The sequence below is a fragment of the Sphingomonas sp. M6A6_1c genome (assembly GCF_053345135.1).
Genome location: NZ_JBKEZO010000002.1, coordinates 97,647 through 113,605, shown reverse-complemented (window position 1 = coordinate 113,605; position 15,959 = coordinate 97,647). Strand labels below are relative to the sequence as shown.

General features: G+C 67.1%; 15 protein-coding genes. 10 read left to right on the top strand and 5 right to left on the bottom strand.

The genetic code is table 11. The features are described 5' to 3' along the window. The first annotated feature begins 3 nt into the window (after positions 1 to 3). The 3 genes from ACLBWH_RS03600 to ACLBWH_RS03590 are packed head-to-tail and all read left to right on the top strand — an operon-like array spanning position 4 to position 1,352. Complete coding sequence (locus ACLBWH_RS03600; protein WP_322847648.1) at positions 4 to 369, top strand: hypothetical protein; 366 nt, start codon at positions 4 to 6, stop codon at positions 367 to 369. Positions 370 to 414: 45 nt separating this feature from the next. Continuing rightward, complete coding sequence (locus tag ACLBWH_RS03595; protein ID WP_447796847.1) at positions 415 to 882, top strand: hypothetical protein; 468 nt, start codon at positions 415 to 417, stop codon at positions 880 to 882. Beyond that, positions 879 to 1,352 carry a hypothetical protein gene (locus ACLBWH_RS03590; RefSeq protein WP_447796846.1) on the top strand — a complete coding sequence of 158 codons (474 nt, stop codon included), beginning with the start codon at positions 879 to 881 and terminating at the stop codon, positions 1,350 to 1,352. The genes ACLBWH_RS03595 and ACLBWH_RS03590 overlap by 4 nt, the downstream gene beginning before the upstream one ends. 7 nt (positions 1,353 to 1,359) lie before the next feature. On the opposite strand, the gene ACLBWH_RS03585 is transcribed toward ACLBWH_RS03590, so the two are convergent. After that, positions 1,360 to 1,545: a hypothetical protein gene (locus ACLBWH_RS03585; RefSeq protein ID WP_322847651.1), complete on the bottom strand. Its 186-nt coding sequence runs from the start codon at positions 1,543 to 1,545 to the stop codon at positions 1,360 to 1,362. 143 nt (positions 1,546 to 1,688) lie between these two features. Here ACLBWH_RS03585 and ACLBWH_RS03580 point away from each other — a divergent pair, with 143 nt between their 5' ends. Continuing rightward, positions 1,689 to 2,111: a phasin family protein gene (locus ACLBWH_RS03580; RefSeq protein WP_447796845.1), complete on the top strand. Its 423-nt coding sequence runs from the start codon at positions 1,689 to 1,691 to the stop codon at positions 2,109 to 2,111. A gap of 234 nt (positions 2,112 to 2,345) precedes the next feature. On the opposite strand, the gene ACLBWH_RS03575 is transcribed toward ACLBWH_RS03580, so the two are convergent. The 4 genes from ACLBWH_RS03575 to ACLBWH_RS03560 are packed head-to-tail and all read right to left on the bottom strand — an operon-like array spanning position 2,346 to position 8,916. Continuing rightward, positions 2,346 to 2,849, bottom strand: a complete 504-nt coding sequence (locus tag ACLBWH_RS03575; protein ID WP_322847653.1) for a GNAT family N-acetyltransferase — start codon at positions 2,847 to 2,849, stop codon at positions 2,346 to 2,348. Between the two features lie 55 nt (positions 2,850 to 2,904). Then, positions 2,905 to 4,488, bottom strand: a complete 1,584-nt coding sequence (locus ACLBWH_RS03570) for an efflux transporter outer membrane subunit (RefSeq protein WP_447796843.1) — start codon at positions 4,486 to 4,488, stop codon at positions 2,905 to 2,907. Then, complete coding sequence (locus ACLBWH_RS03565) at positions 4,485 to 7,736, bottom strand: efflux RND transporter permease subunit (RefSeq protein ID WP_322847655.1); 3,252 nt, start codon at positions 7,734 to 7,736, stop codon at positions 4,485 to 4,487. Before ACLBWH_RS03565 ends, ACLBWH_RS03570 begins: the two co-directional genes overlap by 4 nt. A gap of 4 nt (positions 7,737 to 7,740) precedes the next feature. Continuing rightward, on the bottom strand, positions 7,741 to 8,916 hold the full coding sequence (locus ACLBWH_RS03560) for an efflux RND transporter periplasmic adaptor subunit (protein WP_447797472.1): 1,176 nt from the start codon (positions 8,914 to 8,916) through the stop codon (positions 7,741 to 7,743). Between the two features lie 198 nt (positions 8,917 to 9,114). Between ACLBWH_RS03560 and rpiA the strand changes: the two genes are divergently transcribed. The 6 genes from rpiA (at position 9,115) to ACLBWH_RS03530 (ending at position 15,923) form a co-directional block, all read left to right on the top strand. Then, positions 9,115 to 9,822, top strand: coding sequence for a ribose-5-phosphate isomerase RpiA (gene rpiA / locus ACLBWH_RS03555; RefSeq protein WP_447797470.1), 708 nt, complete (start codon positions 9,115 to 9,117; stop codon positions 9,820 to 9,822). An 80-nt stretch (positions 9,823 to 9,902) separates the two neighbouring features. Continuing rightward, positions 9,903 to 11,978 (top strand): transketolase, encoded by a 2,076-nt coding sequence (gene tkt, locus ACLBWH_RS03550; RefSeq protein WP_447796842.1) that lies wholly within the window; start codon positions 9,903 to 9,905, stop codon positions 11,976 to 11,978. After that, positions 11,971 to 13,095, top strand: a complete 1,125-nt coding sequence (tal, locus tag ACLBWH_RS03545; protein ID WP_447796841.1) for a transaldolase — start codon at positions 11,971 to 11,973, stop codon at positions 13,093 to 13,095. The genes tkt and tal overlap by 8 nt, the downstream gene beginning before the upstream one ends. A 286-nt stretch (positions 13,096 to 13,381) precedes the next feature. Further along, entirely contained in the window at positions 13,382 to 14,365 is a 984-nt protein-coding gene (gene gnd, locus ACLBWH_RS03540; RefSeq protein ID WP_447796839.1) for a phosphogluconate dehydrogenase (NAD(+)-dependent, decarboxylating), read from the top strand. Beyond that, positions 14,362 to 15,180, top strand: a complete 819-nt coding sequence (locus tag ACLBWH_RS03535) for a Cof-type HAD-IIB family hydrolase (RefSeq protein ID WP_447796838.1) — start codon at positions 14,362 to 14,364, stop codon at positions 15,178 to 15,180. The genes gnd and ACLBWH_RS03535 overlap by 4 nt, the downstream gene beginning before the upstream one ends. Next, the gene (locus tag ACLBWH_RS03530) at positions 15,177 to 15,923 is read left to right on the top strand and encodes an HAD-IIB family hydrolase (RefSeq protein ID WP_447796836.1); all 747 of its coding nucleotides are present in this window, start codon (positions 15,177 to 15,179) and stop codon (positions 15,921 to 15,923) included. The genes ACLBWH_RS03535 and ACLBWH_RS03530 overlap by 4 nt, the downstream gene beginning before the upstream one ends. The last annotated feature ends 36 nt before the right edge of the window (positions 15,924 to 15,959 follow it).

Genomic DNA, 15,959 nt, shown 5'->3' with positions numbered 1-15,959 from the left:
CCAATGTCTTACGCGAACGCTCATTATGCCGATTCCCAGGTTGCCGCCGACGCCGTCGCCACCTTGCTGTGGCGGCTCGAGACGCAGCTCGACGAAGCCTTCGCCACCGGCGGCGAGCTGCTCGCCGCGCTGCCGCGGGCACGTGCCGCCGCCAAACTGCCGGCGATCGCCGGGCAGCAGGCTTTCGAAACCCTCAGTCAAGCCATCCTCGCGATCGGTACGGCGCGCGGTCACACCGTCGCCGGTCACCGCGTCATCGAGAAGGTGGGCCGCCAGATCGGGTATGAAACGAGTTTCGGCGACGAACAGCCGAAGCCCGATTTCGTCCCGACGGGCGTCGACGGCAGTCACCTGCGCGTCGCCGCCTAGGTGTCATGGCTTGACCACCAGATTGCTCCTTTGGCCGGTCAAGTCATGACACACGTCATCCTCTTCAACATCGTCCTGCTCGGTGCGTGCGCTTATGCCCTGGCGGCAGGGGGTGCGCCCGAGCGGTGGACCGCGGCGGTGTTCCTCGCCGGGGCGGCGACGACCTTCGTGCTGCCGTTCCAGCCGCACGTCAGTTATCATTCGGTGCATCTGATGATCCTGACGGTCGATTGCGCGGTGCTGCTCGGGCTGGTGTGGATCGCGGTGCGGGCGGACCGGTTCTGGCCGCTGTACGTCGCCGCGCTGCACCTGATCACAATCGCGATCCACGGCGTGAAGGCGCTCGACCCTCATCTGGTGCCGTGGATGTACGCCGGGGCGAGCGCCAAAATCGCCTATCCCATGCTGGTGCTGCTGGCGATCGGTGCGTTGCGCCATCGCCACCGCCTGGCCCGTTTCGGGAGCGACCGCGACTGGTCGCCCCTCCGCAGACCGGATTACGAACACTCATGAACGCCGATATCCGGTTGCTGCGCTGGCCCGAGCGCGATCGCGAGAACCACGAGCGCCTCGTCGCCGCGATCGCCCGCGTCCGCTTCGCCGCGGCGCAGGGGCGGGGCGAGATCGTCGCCTCGACCTTCGTCGGTCCCGAGGAGCCCGACGACGCCGACCGCGCCCGCGCGCTGCTCGCGCAGCGGCGTAGCCGCGATGCCGCGGCGGGCAGCCATGCCGAGCTGTTCGGCGAACCCGGCTGGGACATCCTGCTGATCCTGTTCGTCGCTTACGAAGAGGATAGGACGATGGCCAGCGGCCCGCTGCTCGCCGAGGCGGGGATACGCGGTGCGGTCGGGCGGCGCTGGCTGCAGGTGATGCAGGCGCGTGGGCTGATCCGGTGGGAGGCGATGGAGCCGCGCGATACCGCGGCGGTGGCGCTGACCGACGAGGGGGTCGTCTTCGCGCTGCGCTGCATCGCCGCGGCGTGAACGGGGATCAGGCGGAGCCGAGCAGCCGCTCCGCCTCCTCGCGCATCATCTCGACGCCCTGACAGATGTGCAGACCCGCGACGGTATGACCGAGGTCGTCCGACAGGCGGATCAGTTCCTCACCGAGTCCGATCGCACGGTGGAGCAGTTCGCCGCGAATGCGGGGCGGCATCGGGTTTTCGATCTTCGACATGCAACGGGCCTTCTACCGGCGCGCGAACGCGACGCAACGGCTGCTTCGTCACGCTGCCGGAGCCAAGCCATCTATCACACGTTGAGGGCGTGGTAACCAAGCGGACCGCCGATACGGCGTCCCAAGATGAGAGGAGAGCGATGATGGCCGAGGATTTCGGTGGTGCCGGCAACGGCGCGGGCGCGGATGCGGGTCAGGGCGCTGCGGATGCGATGCGCGATGCCGCCGAGCGGGCGCGCGCGGGCTTTTCGGACCATGTGCTCGATCCCGCCCGTCGCGCCGGCGAGGCGATGCGTGCCTCCGGCCAGAAGGCGGCCGACAACGGCGCGACGATCGGCCTGAAGATCATCGAACAGGCCGAGCAGAATTCGCGTCAGGCGTTCGAAGCGATGCGCGAGGCAGCGCAGGCGAAAGACCTCAGCGAAGTGATGCGCATCCAGGGCGAGTACCTGCGCGAACAGGGCCAGCGCGCGATGAACCAGGCGCGCGAGATGGGCGAGCTGATCATGCAGTTCGGTCGCGATGCGGTGTCGCCGGCGCGGTCGGGGGACGACAAGGCGGGCTGAGCGGACGGGGGCGCGCCTCGCTGATCGTCGTAGCACGGATGCGGCGACATCAGCGAGGTTCGGGCCGTGTCCTTATTGGATTAGTCACCCCGGCCTTCGCCGGGGTACAATGCTGGGGTGAGCGCACCGACTTTCGCAGAGACTTTGATTCGCTCCGGGATGACGGAGTGAGCTTGGATGCCGATGCGCTTATTTGATCGGCCAAACCTTATCCCGGACTGACCCGTCGCGACCTCAGCCGGTAGGGATCGGGCGGGCTAGGATCAGCAGGTCGTGGGCGACGCCGTCGCGGGCGCGGACGTGGCCGGCGAGCAGCGCCTCGCGGCGGAAGCCGAGCCCCTCGAACAAGGCGATCGAGCCGGCCTGATCGGGCGTCATCGTCGCGCTGAGCTTGGCGAGGCCATGCGCGCGGGCGATCGCGAGCAGGGCCTCGAGCAGATCGCCGCCGAGCCCCGCGCCGCGACGATCGGTGGCGACGAGCAGGCGGATCTCGCCGACATGGCCGCTCCAGCCGAGCGGATCGCGGACCAGCGCGCCGGTGGCGACGATGCGGCCGCCGTCCTCCGCAACGAGGCTGTCGATCCAGCCTTCGCCGATCGCCTGCTGCCACGCCTCGATAACGCGCTCGTGGCGCAGGTCGCGGCCGAGGAACAGCAGATCATGTTCGGGCAGGCTCGCGGCGAAGGCGAGCATCGCCGCATCGTCGGTCGGGCGGAAGCGGCGGATCGTGTGGCTCATGCGTGCGGTTCCTGCCCTGATGGATGCTAACCATCGGGGATATCACGCATAAGCGTCAACCGTCGCGTGGCGTTCCGTTGGGCGTCACCGGTTGCGGGCCCTGCGGCGTCGCCTCCAGCGTCGAATCGCCGCCGAGCACGCGGTACAGCGTGACGCGATTGCTCGCGCCGGTCAGCGTCGTGGTGATCAGCGTGCGCTGCGCGGTGTAGAACGAACGCTGCGCGTCGAGGCTCGACAGGAAGGTGTCGATCCCGCCCTGATAGCGCGCGTTGACGAGTTGCAGCGTATCCGCCGCCGCCGCCTGGAAATTGGTCTGCGCGCGCAGCTGGTCGGCGATCGTGCCCTGCCGTGCGAGGGCATCCGCGGTTTCCTGGAACGCGGTCTGGATCGTCTTCTCGTAGGTGGCGAGCGCGGCGTCGCGCTGCGCCTCGGTATAGCGGACGTTGGCCCGGCCGGCACCGGCCTGGAAGATCGGATAGCTGACCGAGGGCGCGACGGAGTAATTGAACGCGCCGCCGGCGAACAGCGACGACAGCGCGGTGCTGGCGAAGCCGACGAGCCCGGTCAGCGAGATGCGCGGGAACAACGCGGCGCGCGCCGCGCCGATCTCTGCATTGTAGGCGCGGAGCTGATATTCGGACTGGACGACGTCGGGGCGGCGCAGCAGCACGCCGCTGTCGATGCCCGCGGGCAACGTCGCGATCGTCGCCTGCGCCTCGTCGATCGAGACGGGGAGCAGCGTCGGATCGACCGGCGCGCCGACCAGCAATTGCAGCGCATTGACGTCCTGCGCCACCAGCGTCTTCTGTTCGGCGAGATCGGCGTTGGCGGTTTCGAGGATTTGTTCGGCCTGGCGCAGGTCGGTGCGCGCGCTGACCCCGCCTTCGAGCCGGGCGCGGGTGAGGCGGACGCTGACCTGCGCACTGGTGGCGGTGTCCTGCGCGACCTTGAGCAGGCTGCGGTCGGCGGCATAGGTCAGCCACGCATCGGCGATGTCGCCGACCAGCGTCAGGCGGGTGGCACGCGCCGCCGCCTCGGTGGCGAAATAGCGGTCGAGCGCGGCGCGCGACAGCGACCGGATGCGGCCGAACAGGTCGAGTTCAAAGGCGGTGACGCCGAGCTGCGCGGAGAAGGCGCTGTTGCCGTTGCCGGTGGTGGTGATCGTGCCGGTCGAGCCGTTGCCGGTGCCGACGCCCGTGCCGGTCCCCGTATTGCCCGTGCCGGTGTTGCCCGTCCCGGTATTGCCGGTGCCCGTATTGCCGGTGCTGCCGCTGCTCGCGGTGCTGCGCGCGCCGTTGCCGCCACCCGAATAGGTGTAGCGGCCCGAGGCGTCGACCGCGGGGAACAGGTCGGCACGCTGGATGCGATATTGCGCGCGCGCCGCAGTGATGTTGGCGGCGGCGACGCGCAGGTCGCGGTTGTTGACCAGCGCCTGGTCGATCAGCGTCTGAAGCCGGCGATCCTTGAAGATGTCGCGATAGGTGAAGGCGGGCAGCGCCGCTTCGCTCTGGCGCAGATAGGCGTCGCCGACCGGCCACGACGTCGGCACCGGCGTTTCCGAGCGGACGTATTTCGGCTCCATCGAACAGGCCGACAGCGCGCTCGCCGCGAGCGCCAGGGCGAGAATCGAACGGGTCATCGGGCGGGCTCCGGCTCGGCGGCGGGCGGCATCGGCGGCGCGGGCGGCTCCTTATTGTCCTTGCCGCCCTGATGGCCGGTCGGGCGACCGCGCAGCTTGGCGATCCCGTCGCGGACGCCGCGACGGACGAGCACGAAGAACAACGGAATGTAGAAGATCGCGAGGAAGGTGGCCGACAGCATGCCGCCGATCACCGCGGTGCCGATCGCGATGCGGCTGTTCGCGCCGGCACCGGTCGAGATCGCCAGCGGCAGCACGCCGAAGATGAAGGCGAAGCTGGTCATCAGGATCGGCCGCAGACGGATCTTGGCGGCCTCCAGCGCGGCGTCGAAGACGCGCGCGCCCTTGCGCTCCGCCTGTTCGGCGAATTCGATCATCAGGATCGCATTCTTGGCGGCAAGACCCATCGTCGTCAGCAGGCCTATCTGCAGATAGACGTCGTTGGTCAGCCCGCGCAGCGTGACGAAGGCGATCGCGCCGATCAGCCCCAGCGGGATGATGAGCAGCACCGCGAACGGGATCGACCAGCTTTCGTACAGCGCCGCGAGGCACAGGAAGACGACGAGGATCGACAGGCCGTAAAGCAGCGGCGCTTGACCGGAGGACAGCCGCTCCTGATAGGACAGGCCGGCCCAGCTCACCGAGGTGCCGGGGATCTGCGCCGCCAGCTCGGCCATCCGCGTCATCGCGTCGCCCGAGCTCTTGCCGGCCGCGGCCGAGCCCTGGAATTCATAGGAGGAGATGCCGTTGAACCGCGACAGCGTCGTCGGTGCGGTCGCCCAGCCGGTGCTCGCGAAGGACGAGAAGGGCACCATCTGCCCGTTCGACCCGCGCACGAACCATTGCTTCAGATCTTCCGGCGACGCGCGATATTGCGCATCGCCCTGCACGTAGACGCGCTTGACGCGACCGCGATCGATGAAATCGTTGACGTATTGGCCGCCCCAGGCGGTGGTGAGCGTGCCGTTGGCGTTGCTCTGCGTCAGGCCGAGCGCGGACAGCTTCTGCTGGTCCATGTCGACGCGCAGCGTCGCGATGTCGGGCAATTCGGTGAGGCGCACCGAGGCGAGCATCGAATCGGCATTGGCCATCGCGAGCAATTTGTCGCGCGCGGCATTGAACTGGTCCTGCGACAGGCCGCCGGTGTTCTGCAACTCCATTGTGAAGCCGTCGGACTGGCCGAGGCCGCGGACCGCGGGCGGCACCAATGCGAACACCTGTGCGTCGCGCAGGCCGCGGAAGGCGGCGGAGGCGCGACCGGTGATCGCGTCGGCGGTGTTCTCCTTGCCCTTGCGTTCCGACCAGTCGACGAAGTTGAGGAAGCCCTGGCCGGTGTTCTGCCCGCTCGCGCCGCCACCGCCGCCGCCGGCGACGGTGAACAGCACCGACGAATTCTTGCCTTCGTTCTGGATGAAGTAATTCTCGACCTGCTTCTGCACCTCGATCGTCCGCGCCTGGGTGGCGCCGGCGGGCAGGCGGAACTGGACGATCGCCGACCCCTGGTCCTCGGTCGGCAGGAAGCCGGTGGGCAGGCGCAGGAACAGGATCGCCAGCAGCGCGACGAGCCCGAGATAGATCAGCAGGAACAGCCATTTGCGATCGACCACCGCGCGCACCGCATTGGTGTAGCGCTCAACGCCGCGTTCGAAATTGGTGTTGAACCAGGTCGATGCCTTGGTCCCCCAGCCGGCGACCCGCGGGAAGCGGCGCTTGAAGCCCTGCGCCTCCTCGGCCTCCTGCGATTTCTGCTTGAGCAGCGAGGCGGTGAGCGCCGGCGACAGGATCAGCGCGACGAGCACAGACAGCACCATCGCCGCGACGATGGTCAGCGAGAATTGGCGATAGATCACGCCGGTCGAGCCGCCGAAGAACGCCATCGGCAGGAACACCGCCGACAGGACGAGCGCGATCGCGATCAGCGCGACGGTGATCTCGTTCATCGACTCTATCGTCGCCTCCCGCGGCGTCATGTCGGGATTCTCCTCCATGAGCCGCTCGACGTTCTCGACGACGACGATCGCGTCGTCGACGAGCAGGCCGATGGCGAGGACGAGCCCGAACAAGGTCAGCGTGTTGATCGAGAAGCCGGCGAGGTGGAACACCGCGAACGTCCCCAGCAGCACCACCGGCACCGCGATCGTCGGGATCAGCGTCGCGCGCCAGCTCTGGAGGAAGACGAACATGACGATGACGACGAGGATTACCGCCTCGATCAGCGTCTTGACCACCTCTTCGATCGACAGTTCGATGAACGCGGTGGTGTCGTTGGCATAAGCGACCTTGAGGCCGGGCGGGAAGGTCTTGGCGACGCGCGCGACCTCCGCCTTGACCAGCTCGGCCGTCTCCAGCGCGTCGGCGCCGGGGGCGAGCAGCACCGCGATGCCGGCGCCGGGATGGCGGTTGATGCGGCTGACCGAGGCATAGCTTTCCGCGCCGAGTTCGATCCGCGCGACGTCCGACAGGCGGACGGTGGCGCCCGAGGGGAGCGTCTTGACGATGATCTGGCGGAATTGCTCGGGGGTCTGGAGGCGCGACTGGGCGGTGACGGTCGCGTTGAGCATCTGATCGGAGGCGGAGGGCAGGCCGCCGACCTCGCCCGCCGCGACTTCGGTGTTCTGGTTCTGGATCGCGGTGCTGATGTCGCCGGGGATCAGCGAGTAACTGGCGAGCCGCGACGGATCGAGCCAGATGCGCATCGCATATTGCGAGCCAAAGACGTTGACGTCGCCGACGCCATGAACGCGGCCGAGCGGGTCCTGGAGGTTGGAGACGAGATAGTCCGACACGTCCATGTTGGTGCGCTGGTCGGTCTCGTCATAGACGCCGACGATCAGCAGATTGTCCGGGTTCGACTTGCGGACGACGAGGCCCTGCTGCTGCACCTGTTGCGGCAGGCGCGCGACGCCCTGCTGCACCTGGTTCTGCACCTGCACCTGCGCGATGTCGGGATCGGTACCCTTTTCGAACGTGGCGGTGATCGTCACCTGGCCGCGGCTCGACGAGGACGAGCTGAAATAGAGCAGGCCGTCGATGCCGGTCAGCTGCTGCTCGATGATCTGCGTCACCGAATTCTGCAGCGTCTGCGCGTTGGCGCCCGGGAAAGTCGCGCGGATCGACACCTGCGGCGGCGCGACGTCGGGATATTGCGCGATCGGCAGGCTGAGGATCGAGCCGACGCCGGCGAGCATGACGATGATCGCCAGCACCCAGGCGAAGATCGGGCGATCGATGAAGATACGGCTGATCACAGGCTCAGCCCGCCTTGCTTTGGGCGTTACCCTGTTCGCCGTCCTTGCCCTGCTGCGGCGGTTTGACCACCTGCGGGCTGTTCGCGGGCACCGCCTTGACCTGCGCATTGGGGCGCAGGTTGTTGAGCCCCTGCGTGATGACCTTGTCGCCGGCATTGAGGCCGGAGGTGACCACCCAATAGCGGCCCTGCGTCCGCGACGCGGTGACCGGCTTCTGCACCGTCTTGCCGTTCGGTCCGACCAGCATCACCGTCGCGGCGCCCTTGGCATCGCGGGTCAGCGCTTCCTGCGGCACCAGGAAGGCGCGCTGGTTGATCGACTGTGCGAAGCGGGCGCGCACGAACATGCCGGGCAGCAGCAGCCCCTGCGGATTGGGGATGCTGGCGCGCAGCGTCACCGTGCCGGTTTCGGTGTTCACGAGCGCTTCGGAGAATTCGACGCTGCCGGTCTGGCCGTAATCGCTGCCGTCTTCCAGCTTGAGCCGCACCACCGCGCGCGTCGGCACCACGCCGTTCTGCGCCAGGCTGCGGCGCAGCGCGAGCATGTCGGCGGCGGATTGCTGGATGTCGACGAACATCGGGTCGAGCCGCTGGATCTGCGCCAGCGGGTCGGTCTGGCTCGCCGAGACGAGCGCGCCGACGGTGAACAGTGAGCGGCCGATCCGCCCGGTGATCGGCGCGGGGACGGTGGTGAATTTGAGGTTGATCCGCGCCGTTTCGAGCGCCGCGCCGGTCTGCGCGACCGAGGCGGTCGCCTGCCGCGCGGTGGCGACGGCGTTGGTATATTCCTGCTGCGAGACCGCCTGGATCGCGGCGAGCGGCTTGTATCGCTCGGCCTGCACCCGCTGCGCCTCCTGATTGGCGCGCGCGCTCTGCAGATTGGCCTGCGCCTCGTTGACCGCGGCGCGATACAGGCGCGGGTCGATCTCGTAGAGCGGCTGGCCGCGCTTCACCAGCGAGCCTTCGGTGAAGAAGCGGCGACGGATGATGCCGTTGACCTGCGGCCGCACGTCCGAGCTTTCATAGGCGTTGGTGCGCGCGGCGAGTTCGGTGACCATTGCCGCGTCGGTCGGCTGGACGACGACATAGCCGACCGTCGTCGGCCCCTTGTTGGGACCGCCCGCGCCGCCCTTGCCCTTCGACTGCGACTCGCCGCCGCCGCCGCAGGCGGCAAGGGTCAGCAGGACCACGGCAGTAGCGGCGCCGGCACCTAGCCGGCGGCCCCGAAAGGATAATGTGGTCAAGTATGTCACCCGGCTCGTGTCTCGACTCGCGCAGCCGTGACCGGCGCGACAATGCGTGGCCATGGCGATTGGTTGCTCTTGCTGGCCCATTGGCGGGGATCGTGGCGCAAATGCAACCCGACACCCATGTTATTAATGTCGCAATTTGTCGCAGTGTGGGAAGGAGCCGACATGGACGCTGACACGGAAAAGGCGCGCGCCGGTGCCGCCGCCGCACAGGAAGTGCAGGACGGCATGCTGGTCGGACTGGGCACCGGATCGACCGCCGCGCATGCCATCGCGGCGATCGGCGCGCGCGTCGCGACGGGGCTGCGCATCCGCGCGGTCGCCACGTCGCGCGCCAGTGAGGCACTCGCGCAGCGGGTCGGAATCGTCATGCTCGATTTCGCCGACGTACCGCGGCTCGACCTGACGATCGACGGCGCGGATGAGATCGACCCCCGCTTTTTCGCGATCAAGGGTGGCGGTGGCGCGATGCTGCGCGAGAAGGTGGTCGCCGCCGCATCCGACCGGATGGTCGTCATCGCCGATGGCGCCAAGCGGGTCGCGGCGATCGGCGCCAAGGCGCCGGTGCCGGTCGAAATCCTGCCGTTCGCGCGCGCCTCGCTGCTGGCGCGGCTGGGGGAGGGCGCGGTGCTGCGCCAGGGCCCCGACGGGCCGTATGTGACGGACAATGGCAACAATATTGCCGATTGTCGGCTCGACCTGCAAAATCCCCGCGAAACAGCCGCTTGCCTCGACGGAATTGCCGGTGTCCTCGGCCACGGGCTGTTTCTGGACGAGGTCGATGCGGCCTATTTTGCCCAGGATGGGACCGTTTCGCGGCTGGAACGGCTCGATTAGTCTCGCTAAGGCCGATCCAACCGCAACAGATCGGGCGTGCAGGCGTTCGACGCAGGGTAAGAGCGAGGGCCTTTAATCCCATGACCGATACCAACACCGCGATCCACGAAGACGGTTCGCTGGAACGCCTCACGATCGATACGATCCGCACCCTGTCGATGGACGCGGTGCAGAAGGCCAATTCCGGCCACCCCGGCACGCCGATGGCGCTCGCGCCGGTCGGCTATACCCTGTGGTCGCAGTTCCTGCGCTACGATCCCACCCAGCCAGACTGGCCCAACCGCGACCGCTTCGTGCTGTCGGTCGGCCATGCCTCGATGCTGCTCTATTCGCTGATCCACCTCGCCGGCATCGAAGAGATCGATGCGGAGGGCAACAAGACCGGCCGTCAGGCGCTGACGCTGGACGACCTCAAGGGATTCCGCCAGCTCGCGTCGCGTACGCCGGGCCACCCCGAATATCGCCACACCACCGGTGTCGAGACGACGACCGGGCCGCTCGGCGCGGGCTGTTCGAATTCGGTCGGCATGGCGATCGCCGAGCGCTGGCTCGCCGCGCGCTACAATCGCCCCGACTTCACGCTGTTCGACCATGACGTCTATTCGCTGTGCGGCGACGGCGACATGATGGAGGGCGTCGCCGCGGAGGCCGCCAGCCTTGCGGGCCATCTCAAGCTGTCCAACCTCTGCTGGATCTACGACAGCAACCACATTTCGATCGAGGGCGGCACCGAGCTGGCTTTCGATGAGGATGTCGGCCTACGTTTCCAGGCCTATGGCTGGAACGTCATCCACCTCGACGACGCCAACGACACCAAGGCGTTCGCCAAGGCGATCGAGACGTTCAAGGCGACCAGCGACCGCCCGACCTTCATCGTCGTCCATTCGGTGATCGGCTGGGGCAGCCCCAAGGCGGGCAGCGAAAAGGCGCACGGCGAGCCGCTCGGCGAGGACAATGTCCGCGCCACCAAGAAGGCGTATGGCTGGCCCGAGGACAAGGATTTCTACGTCCCCGAGGGCGTCGCCGAACATTTCAAGGGCGCACTCACCGACCGCAGCACCAAGTTGCGCGAAGATTGGGAGGCGAATTTCGCCAAATACGGCGAGGCTTATCCGGAACTCGCCGGCGAGCTGAAGCTGATGCTCCGGGACAAGCTGCCCGAGGGCTGGGACGCCGACATTCCGGAATTCCCCGCGGACGAAAAGGGTCTCGCCAGCCGTGATTCCGGCGGCAAGGTGCTCAACGCGCTCGCCAAGCGCGTGCCGTGGCTGATCGGCGGCTCCGCCGATCTGTCGCCGTCGACCAAGACCGACATCAAGGGCGCGGCGTCGTTCGAGCCCGGCAATTACGGCGGCCAGAACTTCCACTTCGGCGTCCGCGAACACGGCATGGGCGGCGTCGTCAACGGCATGACGCTGTCGCACCTGCGCAGCTACGGTTCGACCTTCCTGGTCTTCGCCGATTACATGCGCGCACCGATCCGCCTGTCGGCGATCATGGAGCTCGCCAGCATCTGGGTGTTCACGCACGATTCGATCGGCGTGGGCGAGGATGGCCCGACCCACCAGCCGATCGAGCATCTCGCGACGCTGCGGGCGATCCCGGGGCTCGACACGATCCGCCCGGGCGACGCCAACGAGGTCGCTTACGCATGGCGCGCGGCGCTGGAGGATGCGAGCCGTCCGACCGCGCTGATCTTCTCGCGTCAGGCGCTGCCGACGCTCGACCGCAGCAAATATGCGCCGGCCGAGGGAACGCTGAAGGGCGGTTATGTCCTCGCTGATTGCGACGGCACGCCCGACGTGATCCTGATCGCCACCGGCAGCGAACTGGCGTTGGTCGTCAACGCGCACGAGAAGCTGCTCGCCGACGGGGTGAAGAGCCGCGTCGTGTCGATGCCCAGCTGGTATCGCTACGAACTGCAATCGGAAGAGTATAAGGAAAGCGTGCTGCCCTCGTCGGTGCCGTCGCGGCTCGCGGTCGAGCAGGCGGGCGAGATGGGCTGGCATCGCTATGTCGGGTTGAAGGGCCGCACGATCACCATGTCGACGTTCGGTGCCTCCGCCCCCATATCGAAGCTGCAGGACAAATACGGCTTCACCCTCGACAATGTCGTCAAGGTGGCGCGCGAGATGTTGGAGACCAACAATGGGTAAGCTCAACGACCTGAGCGCCGCGGGCACCGCGGTCTGGCTCGATTTCGTCGATCGCAAGTTCCTCGAGGCCGGCGGCCTCGACAAGCTGGTCACGGAGGACAGCCTGACCGGCGTCACCTCCAACCCGTCGATCTTCGAAAAGGCGATGGGGCACGGCGACGCATATGACGCGACGCTCGCCGCCTTCGACAAGGAGAATCCCGGCGCGGCGACGATCGACCGCTACGAGCATCTCGCGATCCAGGACATCAAGGCCGCGGCGGAAACGTTGAAGCCCGTCTACGACCGGCTCGACGCGAAGGACGGTTACGTCAGCCTCGAAGTGTCGCCCTATATCGCGGACGACACCGATGCGACGATCGCCGAGGCCGAGAAGCTGTGGCATGCGGTCGACCGCGCCAATCTGATGATCAAGATCCCCGGGACGCTCGCCGGCGGACCGGCGATCAGCGCGACGATCGCCAAGGGCATCAACGTCAACGTGACGCTGCTGTTCGCGCTCGACGCCTATATCCGCGTCGCCGAGGCCTATGCCGCCGGCCTCGAGGAGCGGGTGCGGCAGGGGCAGCCGATCGACAAGATCGCCAGCGTCGCCAGCTTCTTCGTCAGCCGCATCGATGCGGTGATCGACAAGGAGATCGACAGCCGCGTCGCCGAGAACGACCCCGAGGCGGAGACGCTGAAGGGCCTGCGCGGCAAGGTCGCGATCGCCAATGCCAAGATGGCGTATCAATGGTTCCTCGACTTCGAAAAATCGGACCGCTGGCAGGCGCTTGCCGCCAAGGGTGCGCAGCCGCAGCGGCTGCTGTGGGCGTCGACCGGGGTGAAGGACAAGGCGTATCGCGATACGCTCTACGTCGACACGCTGATCGGCCGCGACACGGTCAATACGATGCCGCCGGCGACGATGGACGCCTTCCGCGAGCGCGGCACCGTCGGTGCGACGCTGACCGAGGATGTCGAGGATGCGCGCCGCGTCCTCGCCGAGGCGGAACGGCTCGGTCTCGACCTGACCGACGTGACCGCCACGCTGGTCGAACAGGGCGTCGCATCGTTCGCCAAGGCGTTCGACGACCTCCTGGGTTCGATCGCCGCCAAGCAGCCGGCAACGGCATGACGCGCCGCCCCGTCCTGATCCAGGGCGGGGCGACCGCCGCGATCATCCGTCACCCCGGCCTTGCGCCGGGGTCCCGCTGTTGCCGCTCACCGCGGCGCCGGGAAGAAGCGGGATGCCGGAACAGGTCCGGCATGACGGCAGGGCATGGAGCCAGAACCGGCGCCCGCCGCGGTATACCTGTGACGTTCAATGACCTTCGGCGAAACGCAGCGTCTTGCGACCTGTCGCAACCCCAGCGCCGCCGCCCCGTTTAACGCTCATCATCACAATCGGCAGGACAGCAAGCATGAAGATCGGACTGATCGGCCTCGGCCGCATGGGTGGCAATATCGCGCGCCGGCTGATGCAGGCGGGGCATGAGGTCGTCGCCTACGACCGTAGCACCGAGGCGGTGCAGGCCCTCGCCAAGGACGGCGCCGAGGCGGCCAATTCGCTCGACGACGTACGCGCGAAGCTCGGCAGCCCGGCGATCTGGTGGGTGATGCTCCCCGCCGGCGGCCCGACCGAGGATACGATCGCCGCGATCGGCGAGAGCGCGCAAAATGGCGACATCGTCATTGATGGCGGCAACACCTTCTACAAGGACGATATCCGCCGCGCCAAGGCGCTCGCCGAAAAGGGCGTCCATTATGTCGACGTCGGCACCTCGGGCGGGGTCTGGGGTCTGGAGCGCGGCTATTGCATGATGATCGGCGGCGACACCGAAACGGTGAACCTGCTCGATCCGATCTTCGACGCGCTTGCGCCGGGGCTCGGCACCATCCCGCGCACCCCCGGCCGCGTCGCCGAAGTGGTCGACCAGCGCGCCGAAAAGGGCTATATCCACGCCGGTCCCGCCGGCGCCGGCCATTTCGTCAAGATGATCCACAACGGCATCGAATATGGTCTGATGCAGGCCTACGCCGAAGGCTTCGACATCCTGAAGTCGAAGAACAGCGACAAATTGCCCGAGGACGAGCGCTTCGACCTCAACATGACCGACATCGCCGAGGTCTGGCGGCGCGGCAGCGTCATCTCGTCGTGGCTGCTCGATCTCACCGCGATCGCACTCGCCAAGGACGAGAAGCTGGAAAGCTTTTCAGGCAGCGTCGCCGATTCGGGCGAGGGCCAGTGGACGATCGACGCGGCGATGGAGGCGAAGGTGCCGGCCAACGTGCTCACTGCCTCGCTGTTCGCGCGCTATCGCAGCCGTGTCGAACATACCTATGGCGACAAGGTCCTGTCCGCGATGCGCTTCGGCTTTGGTGGCCATGTCGAGATGCCGCAGTGAGCGCCATCCGTCTGGTCGTTTCCGACATCGACGGTACGCTGGTCGACAAGCAGAAGCAGCTTACCCCGGCCACGACCGACGCGGTGCGCCGGCTCGAGGCGGCGGGGATCGGCTTTACCGTGATCAGCGCGCGGCCGATGTCGGGCATCATGCCGATCGCCGAGACGCTGGCGATCGACGCGCCGATGGCGGCGTTCAACGGCGGCATCATCTTCCGCCGCGACGGCAGCATTGCCGAACATCATATCGTCCACGAAGCGGTGACCCGCGGCGTGATGGACATCGCCGCCGACAGTTCGGTCGACGTCTGGGTCTTTGCCGACGACCGCTGGTATGCCTCGAGCGATATCGGCGCGCATGTCGACAGCGAACGGCGTGCGTCCAACCAGGACCCGATCGTCACCAGCGACTTCGCCGATCTGCTCGACCATGCCGACAAGATCACCTTCGTCAGCGACGATCATGCGATGCTCGCGACCCTCGCCGAGCGCTGCAAGGCGGCGCACGGCGCGGATGCGACGATCGTGCAGAGCCAGGTCTATTATCTCGACGTCACTGCGCTGGCGGCGAACAAGGGTGACGGGCTGATCGCGCTTGCCAAGACCTTCGACCAGCCGCTCGATGCGGTCGCGGTGCTGGGCGATCAATATAATGATGTCCCGATGTTGGAACGCGCCGGCCTCGCAATTGCGATGGGCAATGCGCCCGATCCGGTTAAGTCTATTGCCCATGAGGTTACGAGCGGCAATGACGCGGACGGCGTCGCGCACGCGATCGATACGATTATCTTTCCCCGCATTGGAGTTGCTGCATGAAACAACTGGTTGCCTTCGACCTCGACGGAACGCTGGCCGAGAGCAAGCAGCCCCTGCAGGAACCGATGGGCGAAGCGCTCGCCGATCTGCTCGGCGTGGCGCACGTCGCGGTGATCTCGGGCGGCGACTGGCCGCAGTTCCAGAAGCAGGTGGCAAGCCGCCTGCCGGCGCGCGCCGATCTGTCGAAGCTGTGGCTGATGCCGACTACCGGCACCAAGCTCTACACCTATCGCGACGGTGCATGGAATTCGGTCTATGCCGAATTGTTCGACGACGCGACCAAGGCCAAGATCCTCAAGGCGTTCGATGAATCGCTCGAAGCGACCGGCTTCACACCCGAACAGACCTGGGGCGAGCGGATCGAGGACCGCGGCAGCCAGATCACCTTCTCCGCACTCGGCCAGGAAGCGCCGATCAAGGAGAAGGAGCATTGGGACCCCAAGTTCGAGAAGCGCAAGGTCATCCAGGCCGATCTCAAGCAGCGCCTGCCGGGCCTGTCGATCAACATGGGCGGCGCGACTTCGATCGACATCACCCGCGAAGGCGTCGACAAGGCCTATGGCCTCAAGAAGCTGCGTGACGAGAGCGGCATCGCCTTGGACAGCATGATGTTCATCGGCGACGCGATCTTCCCGGGCGGCAACGATTATCCCGCCAAGGAACTCGGGCTCGACACCGTGCGCGTGCGCGACCCGGAAGAGACGATCTCGGTCGTCACTGCGATCGTCGCCTGCCAGAAGTAAGGCGTTTCGGCTCGCTGATCGCAGGGGCGTCGGTCT